The following is a 12,530-nucleotide window of genomic DNA, read 5'->3' as shown; positions in this document are numbered from 1 at the left end:
TCATTGCGACAGCAGGTAGCCGGCCAGCGCCAGATCGGCCGGGGTGGTGACCTTGAGGTTGTCTTCGCGCCCTTCGACCAGCCTGGGCCTCGCGCCGACCCGCTCCATTGCCATCGCCTCGTCGGTCACGAGCACGCCGTCGGCGCGCGCGCGTTCGAGGGCCGCCGTGAGCGGCGCGCGTCGGAACGCCTGCGGCGTCAGCGCGCGCCACAGGCGATCACGCGGCTCGGTCGCCGCCACGCAGGCCTCATCGTCGGCGCGCTTGAGCGTGTCGCGCACGGGTGCCGCCAGCAGCGCACCGTCGGCGTGTTGCACGGCGGCGGTGATCAGGCGGCCGATGTCCGCGCCGCGCAGGTTCGGTCGCGCCGCATCGTGCACCAGCACCAGGCTGTCGTCCGCCACGGTGGCCGGCAACGCCCGCAGCGCCGCCAGCACGGAATCCGCGCGTTCGCCGCCGCCGGTGCAGGTCAGCACCGGCTTGCCATGCATCGAGGTCCAACCCGGCCAGCGCCGGTCGTCGGCAGCCAATGCGACCACCGCGCCTGCGACGGCCGGATGCGCCAGCAACGCACCGAGCGCATGCGCGATCAGCGGCCGGCCAGCGACCTCGAGGTACTGCTTGGGAACCTCGCCGCCGAAGCGCGCACCGCGCCCGGCGGCGGGAATGACGGCCCAGATGCCGATCGCGCCGGCCATGGATCAGGGCTTCGATCCGGCGTCCGCCGCGCCGTCGCCTTGCGCATCCGCCGGCGTTTGCGGCTCGACGACGCGGTAGAAGGTTTCGCCGGGCTTGATCATGCCCAGTTCGCTGCGTGCGCGCTCTTCCACTGCGGCTTCGCCGGACTTGAGATCCTCGACTTCCGCGGCCAAGGCGGCATTGCGCAGCTTGAGCCCTTCGTTCTCACGGGCCTGCTGCTCGACCTGCTGGCGCAGGGCGGCGACCGAACGCCGCCCGCCCTCGCCCAGCCACAAGCGGTATTGCAGGAATGCCAGCAGCGCCACCAGCGCCACCAGCACGAGCCGGCCAAATTGAGGCGGCAGCCAGCGCATCACCGGGCGTGCGGGCTCAGCGCTTCAGCGACACGAACGCATCGCGGCCGGCGTACTTCGCGGCGGCGCCGAGGGCTTCCTCGATGCGCAGCAGCTGGTTGTACTTGGCCACGCGGTCGCTGCGGCACAGCGAACCGGTCTTGATCTGGGTCGCGGTGGTCGCGACCGAGATGTCGGCGATGGTGGTGTCCTCGGTTTCGCCGGAACGGTGCGAGACGATCGCCGCGTACCGGTTGGCGTCGGCCATCGCGATGGCTTCCAGGGTCTCGGTCAGCGTGCCGATCTGGTTGACCTTGATCAGGATGGCGTTGGCGACGCCCTGATCGATGCCTTCCTTGAAGATCTTCGGATTGGTCACGAACAGGTCGTCGCCGACCAGCTGCACCTTGTTGCCGATGCGATCGGTGAGCAGCTTCCAGCCGGCCCAGTCGTGCTCGGACATGCCGTCCTCGATCGTGATGATCGGGTACTTGGTGCACCAGTCGGCCATGAAGTCGACGAACTGCTCGCTGGTCAGGCGCTTGCCTTCGCCAGTGAGGTTGTACTTGCCGTTCTCGAAGAATTCGCTCGAGGCGACGTCGAGGCCGAGCAGGATGTCCTCGCCCGCCTTGTAGCCGGCCTTGCCGATCGCCTCGAGGATGGTTTCCAGCGCTTCCTCGTTGGAGCGCAGGTCCGGCGCGAAGCCGCCCTCGTCGCCCACCGAAGTGCTAAGGCCGCGGCCCTTGAGCACCGACTTGAGCGCGTGGAACACCTCGGTGCCGGCGCGCAGCGCTTCGCTGAAGCTGCCCACGCCCACCGGCAGGATCATGAATTCCTGCATGTCGACGTTGTTGTCGGCGTGCGCACCGCCGTTGATGATGTTCATCATCGGCACCGGCAGTATCGCCTGGCGGTTGCCCGCGAGGTATTTCCACAGCGGCAGCTTCTTCGACGCGGCGACCGCGTGCGCATTCGCCATCGACACGCCGAGCAGCGCATTGGCGCCAAGGCGGCCCTTGTTTTCGGTGCCGTCGAGGTCGATCAGGCGCTTGTCGATCGCGGCCTGGTCGGATCCGTCCATCCCGGCGAGCGCAGAAGCGATCGTCGTGTTGACGTTTTCGACCGCCTTGCGCACGCCCTTGCCGAGGTAGCGGGTCTTGTCGCCATCACGAAGCTCGACGGCTTCCTTGGTACCGGTCGAGGCGCCCGAGGGTACCGCGGCACGGCCGAAGCTGCCGTCGCTCAGGGTGACTTCGGCTTCGAGGGTCGGATTGCCGCGGCTGTCGAGAATCTCGCGGGCGTGGACTTTGGCGATCGTTGTCATCGTCAGTGGGTTTGCGATTGAAGTGAATTGGGTACGGGTCAGACGCCGGCTTCGAGGAAGCCGTTCTTCTTGGTGACGCGGTCGAGTTCGAGCAGCGTCTCCAGCAGGGCGCGCATCTTCGGCAGCGGCCAGGCATTGGGACCGTCGCTGAGCGCTTCTTCCGGCTTCGGATGGGTTTCCATGAAGATGCCGCTGATGCCCACCGCCATCGCCGCGCGCGAAAGCACCGGCACGAATTCGCGCTGGCCGCCGCTCTTGCCGCCGGCGCCGCCAGGTAGCTGCACCGAATGCGTGGCGTCGAAGACTACCGGGCAGCCGGTGTCGCGCATCACCGCCAGCGAGCGCATGTCGCTGACCAGGTTGTTGTAGCCGAAGCTGGCGCCGCGCTCGCAGACCATGATGTCCTTGTTGCCGGTCGCCAGCGCCTTGTCGGCGACATGCTTCATTTCCCACGGCGACAGGAACTGGCCCTTCTTGATGTTCACCGGCTTGCCGGCGCGGGCAACGTTCTGGATGAAGTCGGTCTGGCGGCACAGGAACGCCGGCGTCTGCAGCACGTCGACCACGCTCGCGACTTCGTCCATCGGCGTGTATTCGTGCACGTCGGTGAGCACCGGCAGGTCGAGCTGCTTTTTCACTTCGGCCAGCACTTTCAGGCCTTCTTCCATGCCCGGGCCGCGGAAGCCCGACACCGAAGTACGGTTGGCCTTGTCGAAGCTCGACTTGAAGATGAAGGGAATGCCGAGCTCGGAGGTGATTTCCTTCAGCGTGCCGGCGGTGTCGAGCTGCAGTTGCATCGACTCGATGACGCAGGGACCGGCGATCAGGAAGAAGGGCTTGTCGAGGCCGATCTCGAATCCGCAAAGCTTCATGCCGTGGCTTCCTTCAACAGGCGGCCGCCTGCCTTGTGTTCGCGCGCGGCGCGGATGAACCCGATGAACAGCGGATGGCCGTCGCGCGGGGTGGACAGGAATTCCGGGTGCGCCTGGCAGGCCAGGAACCACGGGTGCTGGCTGCGCGGCAGCTCCACCATTTCCACCAGCGTCTCGTCCATGGACTTGGCGCTGATCACCAGTCCCGCGCTCTCGAGCTGGTTGAGGTAGCGGTTGTTGAACTCGTAGCGATGGCGATGGCGCTCGCCGACCACGTCCTTGCCGTACAGGTCGCGGGCGAGCGTGCCGGGCTTGATGCGCTGGTCCTGCAGGCCCAGGCGCATGGTGCCGCCCAGGTCGGATTCCTCGCTGCGGCGCTCGACGTCGCCGGTAGCGGTGCGCCACTCGGTGATCAGGCCGATCACCGGATGCTGCGACTGCTTGTCGTTTTCGGTGCTGTTGGCATCCGCGAAACCCAGCACGTGGCGCGCGTAATCGACCACGGCGGCCTGCATGCCGTAGCAGATGCCGAAATAGGGAATGCCGTGCTCACGGGCGTACTGCGCGGTCAGCACCTTGCCTTCGAAGCCGCGATCGCCGAAGCCACCCGGAACGAGGATGCCATCGACGCCCTCCAGCACCTTCCCGCCGTTCTGCTCCACGTCGGTGGATTCCAGCCATTTCAGCTTGACCTTGGTGCGCTGGCGCAGGCCGCCGTGCTTGAGCGCCTCGGCGAGCGACTTGTACGCGTCCTGGTGGTCGATGTACTTGCCGACGACGGCGATCGTGACGATGTCGACCGGGTGCTCGGCCGCGTCGACCACCGCATTCCACTCCGACAGGTCGGCTTCCGGCTTGGCCTTGCCCTCCAGGCGCAGGCGCTCGACCACGATCTGGTCGAGCTGCTGCTGGTGCAGCCACATCGGGATCTTGTAGATGTTGTCCAGGTCGATCGCGGAGATCACGGCCTTTTCCGGCACGTTGGTGAACAGCGCGATCTTGCGGCGCTCGCCGTCCGGCAAGGGCTGCTCGCTGCGGCACAGCAGGATGTCGGGCTGGATGCCGATCGAGCGCAGTTCCTTGACCGAATGCTGGGTGGGCTTGGTCTTCAGCTCGCCCGCGGCCGCGATGTACGGCACCAGGGTGAGGTGCATGAACAGCGCCTTGTCCTGGCCACGTTCGGTGCGGATCTGGCGGATGGCCTCCAGGAACGGCAGCGATTCGATGTCGCCGACGGTGCCGCCGATCTCCACCAGGGCTACGTCGAACCCGGCGGTGGCCTCATCGATGCGGCGCTTGATCTCGTCGGTGATGTGCGGGATCACCTGCACGGTGCCGCCCAGGTAATCGCCGCGGCGCTCCTTGCGGATCACCGACTCGTAGATCTTGCCGGTGGTGATCGAGTTCTTGCCGGACAGGCGCACGCGCAGGAAGCGTTCGTAGTGGCCCAGGTCCAGGTCGGTCTCGGCCCCGTCGTCGGTGACGTAGACCTCGCCGTGCTGGAACGGGCTCATCGTGCCCGGATCGACGTTGATGTAGGGATCGAGCTTCATCATCGTCACGCGCAGGCCGCGTGCTTCGAGGATGGCGGCCAGCGAGGCGGCCGCGATGCCCTTGCCAAGCGAAGACACCACGCCGCCGGTGACAAAGACGAGCGGCGTTATGGAATTTTGGGGGGTCATGGGGAAGCAGGCTCCCGGAAAGCCACAGTTTACAGACTGGGAGCGGTCGGGGCGAGCTTGACGGGGCCGCGGGCGCCCGTTCCATGGGCTTTGCAGCGGCGGCCGCTGCAAAGAAGAACGCCCCGGCGATGCGGGGCGTTCTGGTCAAAGGCGTCGGCGATCAGCGGCCGTCTTCTTCGGGCTCGTCGGGCTGCTCGTCGGCGTTCGCCTTGCCGGACGACTTCTTGCCGGCCTTGGCCTTCGCGTCCTGCTTGTCCTTGCGTGCGTCGGACTTGGTGGCATCCGACTTGTCGGCGTCTGCCTTGCGAGCCTCGCTGCTTGCCTTGGCATCGGCAGCCTTGTCCGTGGCCTGCGCGGCGGAAGCCTGCTGCGCGGACACGGCGGGCGCGGCGAGCGCGGCGGCGATCAGGGTGGGAAGCAGCAACTTGCGCATCGTCATTCTCATCTCCTCTGGGCTGCAGAACCTCGCAGCGGGGGCCACCTTACGCCATCCGGCCATGCCCGGGACTGAATGGCGCGGACAAGCGAAACGCCCGGGAAAACCCGGGCGTTTCCCAGCGCCCACCTGCGACGGTCAGCGACGCTGCTCGTCCCGGCGCACCTTCTTCTCGCGCGATGCCTTGTCCTTGGCCGGCTGCTTGCCATCGGTGCGGTTGGCCGCATCGTCCTTGCCCGCGCCGGCATTCGCCCCCGCCTGGCCCGCGGCGTTGGCCGCAGCCTGCGCGCTGCCGTCGAGGCCCGCAGCCGCCTGCCCCTGGCCGGCCGCAGTTGCGGCGACGCTGGCGCCACCGGCCGCGCCAAGCACGGAATTCGCGGCGGCGTTGGCGTTGCCGCTCACCGAATCGACCGCCTGCGCGCTGGCGTTGGTTGCTGCCTGGGCGCCCGCGCGGGCAGTACCGCGCACCGTCGAACCGACCTGGGCGGCCTTCTCCGAACCGGCCTGGGCCGCACCGTTCACCGTCTGCGCGGTGTCGCTCACGGCGTTGCCCTGCACCTGGGCATCGGCGTTCTTGCGGGCGTCGATGCGCGAATTGCGCGCGTCCACGCCGAGATCGCCACGCGCACCGGCGCCGATGCCAATGGAACGGGTGTCCACGCCGATGTTGCCGCCGCCGCCCAGGTTCACGCCCACCTGGGCATGTGCAACCGGGGCGAACAGGGCGCCGGCCACCATCGCGGTCAAAAGTGTCTTATGCATGTGATCTCCTGCAGTCATGGGATGCCTCAGGCGGTGTGCCTGCGGCGTCGCTGCCTCTGCGACGCGGTGACCGTAGGCACAGCGCACCGACTCGCTCCTGAATTTGGCCATGGGGAAAACACCCACGCGGGAGCCTCCGTTCATGCTTGACCCTTCCGGACCGGGTCGCCATGCTCGCGGCTCCTTCGGGGGATCGATCAACATTTGTCCCCCGACGCTCACGCGAAGCCCCACAGCAAGCCCCCATGAGTTCACGCTACAACGCCGCCGACATCGAAGTTCTCTCCGGCCTGGATCCGGTCAAGCGCCGGCCCGGCATGTACACCGACACCGCGCGGCCCAACCACCTGGCGCAGGAAGTCATCGACAACGCCGTGGACGAGGCACTCGCGGGACACGCGCGCAGCATCGAGGTCGTGCTCCATGACGACGGCAGCTGCGAGGTTGCCGATGACGGCCGTGGCATGCCGGTGGACATCCACCCGGAGGAGAAGATCCCCGGCGTCGAACTGATCCTCACGCGCCTGCATGCCGGCGGCAAATTCAGCAACAAGAACTACACCTTCTCCGGCGGCCTGCACGGCGTCGGCGTGAGCGTGGTCAACGCCCTGTCCAGGCATGTCGACGTCTTCATCAAGCGCGATGGCAACGAATACCGGATGAGCTTCAAGGACGGCGACCGGGCGTCGAAGCTCGAGGTCGTCGGCAGCGTCGGCAAGAAGAACACCGGCACGCGCCTGCGTTTCTGGCCCGACCCCAAGTACTTCGACACGCCCAAGTTCAACGTGCGCGCGCTGCGCCACCTGCTGCGCGCCAAGGCGGTGCTCTGCCCCGGCCTGACGGTGAAGCTGTTCGACGAAGCCACCGGCGAAAAGCACGAGTGGATGTACGAGGACGGCCTGCGCGACTACCTCAAGGGCGAGTTGGCCGGCATGGAAGTGTTGCCGCCGGACCTGTTCGTCGGCTCGCTGAAGAAGGACACCGAAGTCGTCGACTGGGCCGTCGCCTGGCTGCCGGAAGGCGAGCTGGTGCAGGAAAGCTACGTCAACCTGATTCCCACCGCGCAGCACGGCACCCACGTCAATGGCCTGCGCACCGGTTTCACCGATGCACTGCGCGAGTTCTGCGACTTCCGCAACCTGTTGCCGCGCGGCGTGAAGCTCGCGCCCGAAGACGTGTGGGACCGGGTGTCGTTCGTGCTGTCGGTGAAAATGACCGACCCGCAGTTCAGCGGCCAGACCAAGGAACGCCTCTCCTCGCGCCAGGCCGCCGGCTTCGTCGAGAACGCCGCGCACGATGCTTTCTCGCTCTGGCTTAACCAGCACACCGACCTCGGCGAGAAGATCGCGCAGCTTGCGATCGAACGCGCCGCGGCGCGCCTGAAGACCGAAAAGCAGATCGTCCGCAAGAAGGTCACCCAGGGTCCTGCCCTGCCCGGCAAGCTTGCCGACTGCACGTCGCAGGACCTCTCCCGCACCGAGCTGTTCCTCGTGGAAGGCGACTCGGCCGGCGGCAGCGCCAAGCAGGCGCGCGACAAGGATTTCCAGGCGATCCTGCCGCTGCGCGGCAAGATCCTGAACACCTGGGAAGTCGCTTCCGGCAGCGTGCTCGCTTCGCAGGAAGTGCACGACCTCGCAGTCGCGATCGGCTGCGACCCGGGCAAGGACGACATCAGCGGCCTGCGCTACGGCAAAGTGATCATCCTGGCCGATGCGGACTCCGACGGCCTGCACATCGCCACGCTGCTGAGCGCGCTGTTCGTGAAGCACTTCCCCGCCCTGGTGGACGCCGGGCACGTGTTCGTGGCGATGCCTCCGCTGTTCCGCGTGGACGTGGGCAAGCAGGTGTTCTACGCGCTCGACGAAGAGGAAAAGCGCCTGCTGCTGGACAAGATCGAGCGCGAGAAGGGCGATCGCAAGAAGGGCTTCAGCGGCCAGGTCAACACCACCCGCTTCAAGGGCCTGGGCGAGATGAACCCGTCGCAGTTGCGCGAATCCACCATCCATCCGGATACGCGCCGCCTCGTGCAGCTGACCGTCGACGACAGCGCGGAAACGCATTCGCTCATGGACATGCTGCTGGCGAAGAAGCGTGCGTCGGATCGCAAGAGCTGGCTGGAAACCAAGGGCGACCTGGCGACCCTGGAGGTCTGATCGTCGGCCCGTTAATCGCCGCGGCGGAACGCTTTCCGCCGTGGCTATCTCAATAGCCTGACCCGGAGCAAGCTACGACTGCCGCGGACTACTTGCGCAGCGCCGCGACCGTCGCCTGCGCCCGCCGGGCCAGCTGATGCAATTCGGCCGGGAACAGCGTGCCCAGCGTCCACGCGATCGCGCATGCCGCGGCGATCAGCACCGCGACGGAAAACCGGTAATGCCCCTGCTTCCGGCGGGGCGTATGGGCACCGAGATGGGTCATGCCAGCGCTGCCTCGAGCAGGGAACGAACGACGGCTTGCGCCTGCGCGGCCTTGATGGGGTCGTAGTCGAACGTTGCCTCGTCCATGTAGATGCGCTGGCTGATTTCCAGCTGGATCGCATCGATGCCGCGACCCGGATCGGCGTAGTGCCGGGTGATGTAGCCGCCCTTGAAGCGGCCATTGACCACGTAGTCGTAGCGCGACTGCGCCGCCAGCGCGGCTGCGACTCGGGCCTGCCGCTGCGGCGCGCAGCTCGCGCCGCCGGAGGTGCCCAGGTTGAGATCGGGCAACCGGCCCGGGAACAGGAATTCGAGCTCGCTGCCCTTGATTGAATGCCCCTCCCAAAGCAGGGCATTGCCGTGCGCGGCGTGGATGCGCGCGAGTTCGGCCTGGAGCGCTGCGTGGTACGGCCGCCAGTACGCTTCGATGCGCGCTGCAATCTCGTCCGCGGACGGCGCCTGTCCATCCAGGTACACGGGGGCGCCAGTGAACTGCACCGCGGGGCACAGGCCAGTGGTGTTCTGGCCGGGATACAGCGAGGTGTCGTCGGGCGGACGGTTCAGGTCGATCACGTAGCGCGAATAGCGCGGCACGAGCATCGATGCCCCCAACTCACGCGCGAACGCGTACAGGCGCGACACGTGCCAGTCGGTATCCGGCGCCGCCCGCGCGCGCTCCACCATGCGTTCGCGCAACGCCGCAGGAATGTCGCTGCCGTTGTGCGGCAGGCTCACCAGCAGCGGCGCGGTACCGCGGTGGAGTTCGAATATCGGGGTCATGGCTGCTCCTGCAGTCGTTGCTCGTCGTCTCTATCCGCCCGGTGAGCGCTCAGCGGAAGCGTTCCGGGCGATAGGGCGTGGGATCCACCGCGCAGTCGCGGCCGGTCATGAGGTCCGCGACCAGCTCGCCGGTCGCCGCGCTCATGCTCACGCCCATCATGCCGTGGCCAGTCGCCAGCCACAGGCCATCGCGGTGGGGAACACGCCCGATCAACGGCACGTCATCGATGCACATGGGCCGCCAGCCGTACCACTTCTCGCGCACCTCCGGCCCGACCGGCCGGCGCAGGTACTCGGCTGCACCGCGCTCGAGCGCGGCGAGGCGCCGCTCGTTGAGCGTGTCGTCGTACCCGGAGAACTCCATCGTGCTGCCCAAGCGGAAGCCGCTGCCCCATGCGGTGACGCACACGGACCGCTCGCGCAGCACCAGCGGACGGCGCGGCACCAGCGACGGCGCGGAATAGGTGATCGAATATCCCTTACCCGGCTGCATGGCGCGCCGCAGCGCCGGGAACCCGATCGCATCCGCCAGCCTGGGCGACCAGGCGCCCAACGCGAACACCACATCGCGCGGACGCAGCTCGCCCCGAGAGGTCCGCAGCGTTACGCCGTCGTGCCCAGGATCGGCGGACTCGAACGTGCATTGCTCTATGATCTCGCCGCCGCGTTCGCGTACCAGTCGCGCCAGTTCATCCACGTAGCGGTCCGGACGCAGCACCGCGTCACCATCGAAACGGATCGCGCCGGCGACCCCGGGGATGAGCGCGGGCTCCAGGGCCTCATAGCGGCGGCCGTCGATCGCCTCGACGGCCACGTCGAATTCGCGCAACGCGGCCATGTCCTGCTGTTCTTCCGCAAAAGCGCGCGCGTCGCGGAACACGTAATCGACGCCGGCTTCGGCGAACTCGCATTCGATACCGAAGTCGCGCACCCACTGCGCCAGCCGCGCGCGCGAATCGTTTAGCAGCGCCGACTTGGCCTGCGCGCTGCGATGCCAGTCGCCGGGATTGCAGCGCGCGGCAAACCCGAGCAGCCAGCGCCACAGCCCGGGATCGATGCGCGGCTTGATGTACAGCGGCGCGTCGGGCGTGAGCATCCACCGCAGCGCCACGGCGACCATGCCGGGCGCAGCAAGGGGCGGTGCATGGCTGGGCGTGATCGTGCCGCAATTGCCATGGGAGGCGCCGCCGCCAATGTGGCCTGCATCGATCACGCGCACGCCCCGTCCGGCCACGAGCAGCGCAAGCGCGCTGGCCAGCCCGACCACGCCGGCGCCTACGACCACCACATCCTGGTTGTTCTTGTGCATCTGAATTTGGGTTCGCTTTGGAATGAATTGCTGCGTACGAGAAGCCACTGGCTCCATTTTGTTGCACTGCGTCATGACAGATTCGGCAAAGTCGAACCTAATTTGGCGGCTACACCGCCCGCCGTGCTGCATGGGCCGCAGTCCGGACTGGTCGCCAAATTCACGTTTCCGACGCCGCTGTACCGGTTCGGGGAAGTGTATGTGCGCAGTCTCCGGATTCGTCCGGTTCCATCACTCGACAGGGATTCTTCAATGCAAGTTCGTCTTCTCAGCACGGCCGTTCTGGCCGCGCTCGCCGTTTCCGCTCCCGCTTTCGCCGCCAAGACCGACTCGCCCGCCGCGCTGCGCGCCCAGGGCCTGGTCGATGGGTCGGCCGCCTCCGCCGTCCAGCGCGCCGACGCCGACAGCTTCGCCGTCAAGAACGTCGTCGTCGATCGCGACGGCACCGAGCATGTGCGTTTCGACCGCGCCTACCGCGGGCTGCCGGTCATCGGCGGCGACGTGGTCGTGCATTCGAAGAATGGCCAGTTCAAGAACGCCACGCTGACCCTGAAGACCAAGGGCCGCCCGGATCTCGTCCCGCAGATCAGCGCCGACCAGGCCATCGTCGAAGCCGGCGCCGAATTTGGTCCCGGCTTCCGCGGCGTGCCGACCGCCAGCCTGGTGGTCTATGCCCGTGGCGCCCAGCCGGCGCTGGCGTACGAAGTGCGCATGAACGGCATCAAGGCCGACCAGACTCCGACCGAGATGCGTTACTTCGTCGATGCGAAGAACGGCAAGGTCCTGGATGGTTGGGACACCGTCGAAACCGCTGCTGCCGTCGGCACCGGCAACACGCTGACCCTGGGCACCGTCACGATCAACACCAACTCGATCGCCGGCGGCTACGAGCTGAAGGACACCACCCGCGGCAACGGCTACACCCTCGACAACAACAACGGTTCGACCACCTCGACCACCGGCACGCAGTACGTCGACGCCGACAACGTCTGGGGCAACGGCAGCAACTCCGACCGCGCCACCGCAGCCGCCGACGCCCATTACGGCGTGGCCGCGACCTGGGACTACTACAAGAACACCTTCGGCCGCAGCGGCATCAAGAACGACGGCATCGGCGCCAAGAGCCTCGTGCACGTGGGTAGCAACTGGGTCAACGCCTCGTGGAGCGACGGCTGCTTCTGCATGCGCTACGGCGATGGCGACGGCGTCACCTACCGTCCGCTGGTCGCGCTCGACGTGGCTGGCCATGAAATGACCCACGGCGTGACCGCCGCGGTCAATGGCCTGGCCTACTCGATGGATGCCGGCGGCCTCAATGAAGCCTCGTCCGACATCATGGGCACGATGGTCGAGTGGTCCGTCGCCAATGCCAACGATCCGGGCGACTGGCTGATCGGCGAGAAGATCTACATCTCCAACCCGAACGGCACCAAGGCCCTGCGCCAGATGTTCAAGCAGGACCTCGATGGCGGCTCGTCGGTGTGCTACCCGAGCCGGGGCTTCAGCCGTCGCGTCGATCCGCACTACAGCTCGGGCGTCGCCAACCGCTTCGCCTACCTGCTGTCGGAAGGCGCCGTGGTCCCGGCCGGCTTCGGCGCGGGCACGAGCTACAACCTGACCTCGGCCTCGCTGGTGTGCAACGGCGACACCGCCATCGCCGGCATCGGCCGCGTCAAGACGGCGGCGATCTGGTACCGCGCGATGGACGTGTACTTCACCTCCAGCACGACCTACCCGCAGGCCCGCGCCGCCACGTTGAATGCAGCCAAGGATCTGTACGGCCTGAATTCGGCCGAATACAACACCGTCGCGCGCGCATGGAGCGCCGCAGGCGTCAACTGATCCAGACGTAACCGGGTGGCCCGCGCAAGCGGGCCACCCTTCTTCGATCCCAGCTGTCCCCCGTCCAAAGAGAGGAA

General features: G+C 67.2%; 12 protein-coding genes. 2 read left to right on the top strand and 10 right to left on the bottom strand.

The features are described from left to right. From ispD to BP05_RS14445, 7 genes are all read right to left on the bottom strand, one after another. Positions 1–696 (bottom strand): 2-C-methyl-D-erythritol 4-phosphate cytidylyltransferase, encoded by a 696-nt coding sequence (gene ispD / locus BP05_RS14475; RefSeq protein ID WP_496364683.1) that lies wholly within the window; start codon positions 694–696, stop codon positions 1–3. 3 nt (positions 697–699) lie between these two features. Then, complete coding sequence (ftsB, locus tag BP05_RS14470; protein ID WP_496364681.1) at positions 700–1,050, bottom strand: cell division protein FtsB; 351 nt, start codon at positions 1,048–1,050, stop codon at positions 700–702. A 16-nt stretch (positions 1,051–1,066) separates the two neighbouring features. Further along, positions 1,067–2,353: a phosphopyruvate hydratase gene (gene eno / locus BP05_RS14465; RefSeq protein ID WP_496364679.1), complete on the bottom strand. Its 1,287-nt coding sequence runs from the start codon at positions 2,351–2,353 to the stop codon at positions 1,067–1,069. Positions 2,354–2,391: 38 nt separating this feature from the next. Then, the gene (gene kdsA, locus BP05_RS14460; RefSeq protein ID WP_496364677.1) at positions 2,392–3,225 is read right to left on the bottom strand and encodes a 3-deoxy-8-phosphooctulonate synthase; all 834 of its coding nucleotides are present in this window, start codon (positions 3,223–3,225) and stop codon (positions 2,392–2,394) included. Continuing rightward, complete coding sequence (gene pyrG / locus BP05_RS14455; protein WP_496364987.1) at positions 3,222–4,889, bottom strand: CTP synthase; 1,668 nt, start codon at positions 4,887–4,889, stop codon at positions 3,222–3,224. Before pyrG ends, kdsA begins: the two co-directional genes overlap by 4 nt. A gap of 178 nt (positions 4,890–5,067) precedes the next feature. Beyond that, entirely contained in the window at positions 5,068–5,346 is a 279-nt protein-coding gene (locus BP05_RS14450; protein WP_496364675.1) for a hypothetical protein, read from the bottom strand. Between the two features lie 135 nt (positions 5,347–5,481). Then, positions 5,482–6,105, bottom strand: a complete 624-nt coding sequence (locus tag BP05_RS14445; protein WP_496364673.1) for a hypothetical protein — start codon at positions 6,103–6,105, stop codon at positions 5,482–5,484. 245 nt (positions 6,106–6,350) lie between these two features. Here BP05_RS14445 and parE point away from each other — a divergent pair, with 245 nt between their 5' ends. Beyond that, positions 6,351–8,258, top strand: a complete 1,908-nt coding sequence (gene parE, locus BP05_RS14440; protein ID WP_496364671.1) for a DNA topoisomerase IV subunit B — start codon at positions 6,351–6,353, stop codon at positions 8,256–8,258. Positions 8,259–8,346: 88 nt separating this feature from the next. Here parE and BP05_RS14435 read toward each other — a convergent pair whose 3' ends face one another. From BP05_RS14435 to BP05_RS14425, 3 genes are read right to left on the bottom strand one after another with little or no spacing between them, the layout of a single operon-like run. Next, positions 8,347–8,523: a hypothetical protein gene (locus BP05_RS14435; protein ID WP_496364669.1), complete on the bottom strand. Its 177-nt coding sequence runs from the start codon at positions 8,521–8,523 to the stop codon at positions 8,347–8,349. Next, positions 8,520–9,302, bottom strand: coding sequence for an N-formylglutamate deformylase (gene hutG / locus BP05_RS14430; RefSeq protein ID WP_496364667.1), 783 nt, complete (start codon positions 9,300–9,302; stop codon positions 8,520–8,522). The genes BP05_RS14435 and hutG overlap by 4 nt, the downstream gene beginning before the upstream one ends. Positions 9,303–9,351: 49 nt before the next feature. After that, positions 9,352–10,611, bottom strand: coding sequence for an NAD(P)/FAD-dependent oxidoreductase (locus tag BP05_RS14425; RefSeq protein WP_496364985.1), 1,260 nt, complete (start codon positions 10,609–10,611; stop codon positions 9,352–9,354). A gap of 252 nt (positions 10,612–10,863) precedes the next feature. Between BP05_RS14425 and BP05_RS14420 the strand changes: the two genes are divergently transcribed. After that, entirely contained in the window at positions 10,864–12,453 is a 1,590-nt protein-coding gene (locus BP05_RS14420) for a M4 family metallopeptidase (RefSeq protein ID WP_496364665.1), read from the top strand. Positions 12,454–12,530: the final 77 nt, after the last annotated feature.

It is taken from the genome of Lysobacter oryzae DSM 21044 (genome assembly GCF_059568595.1).
Note: the sequence above shows the minus strand (reverse complement) of the source record. Positions and strands in the feature narration are given on the sequence as shown.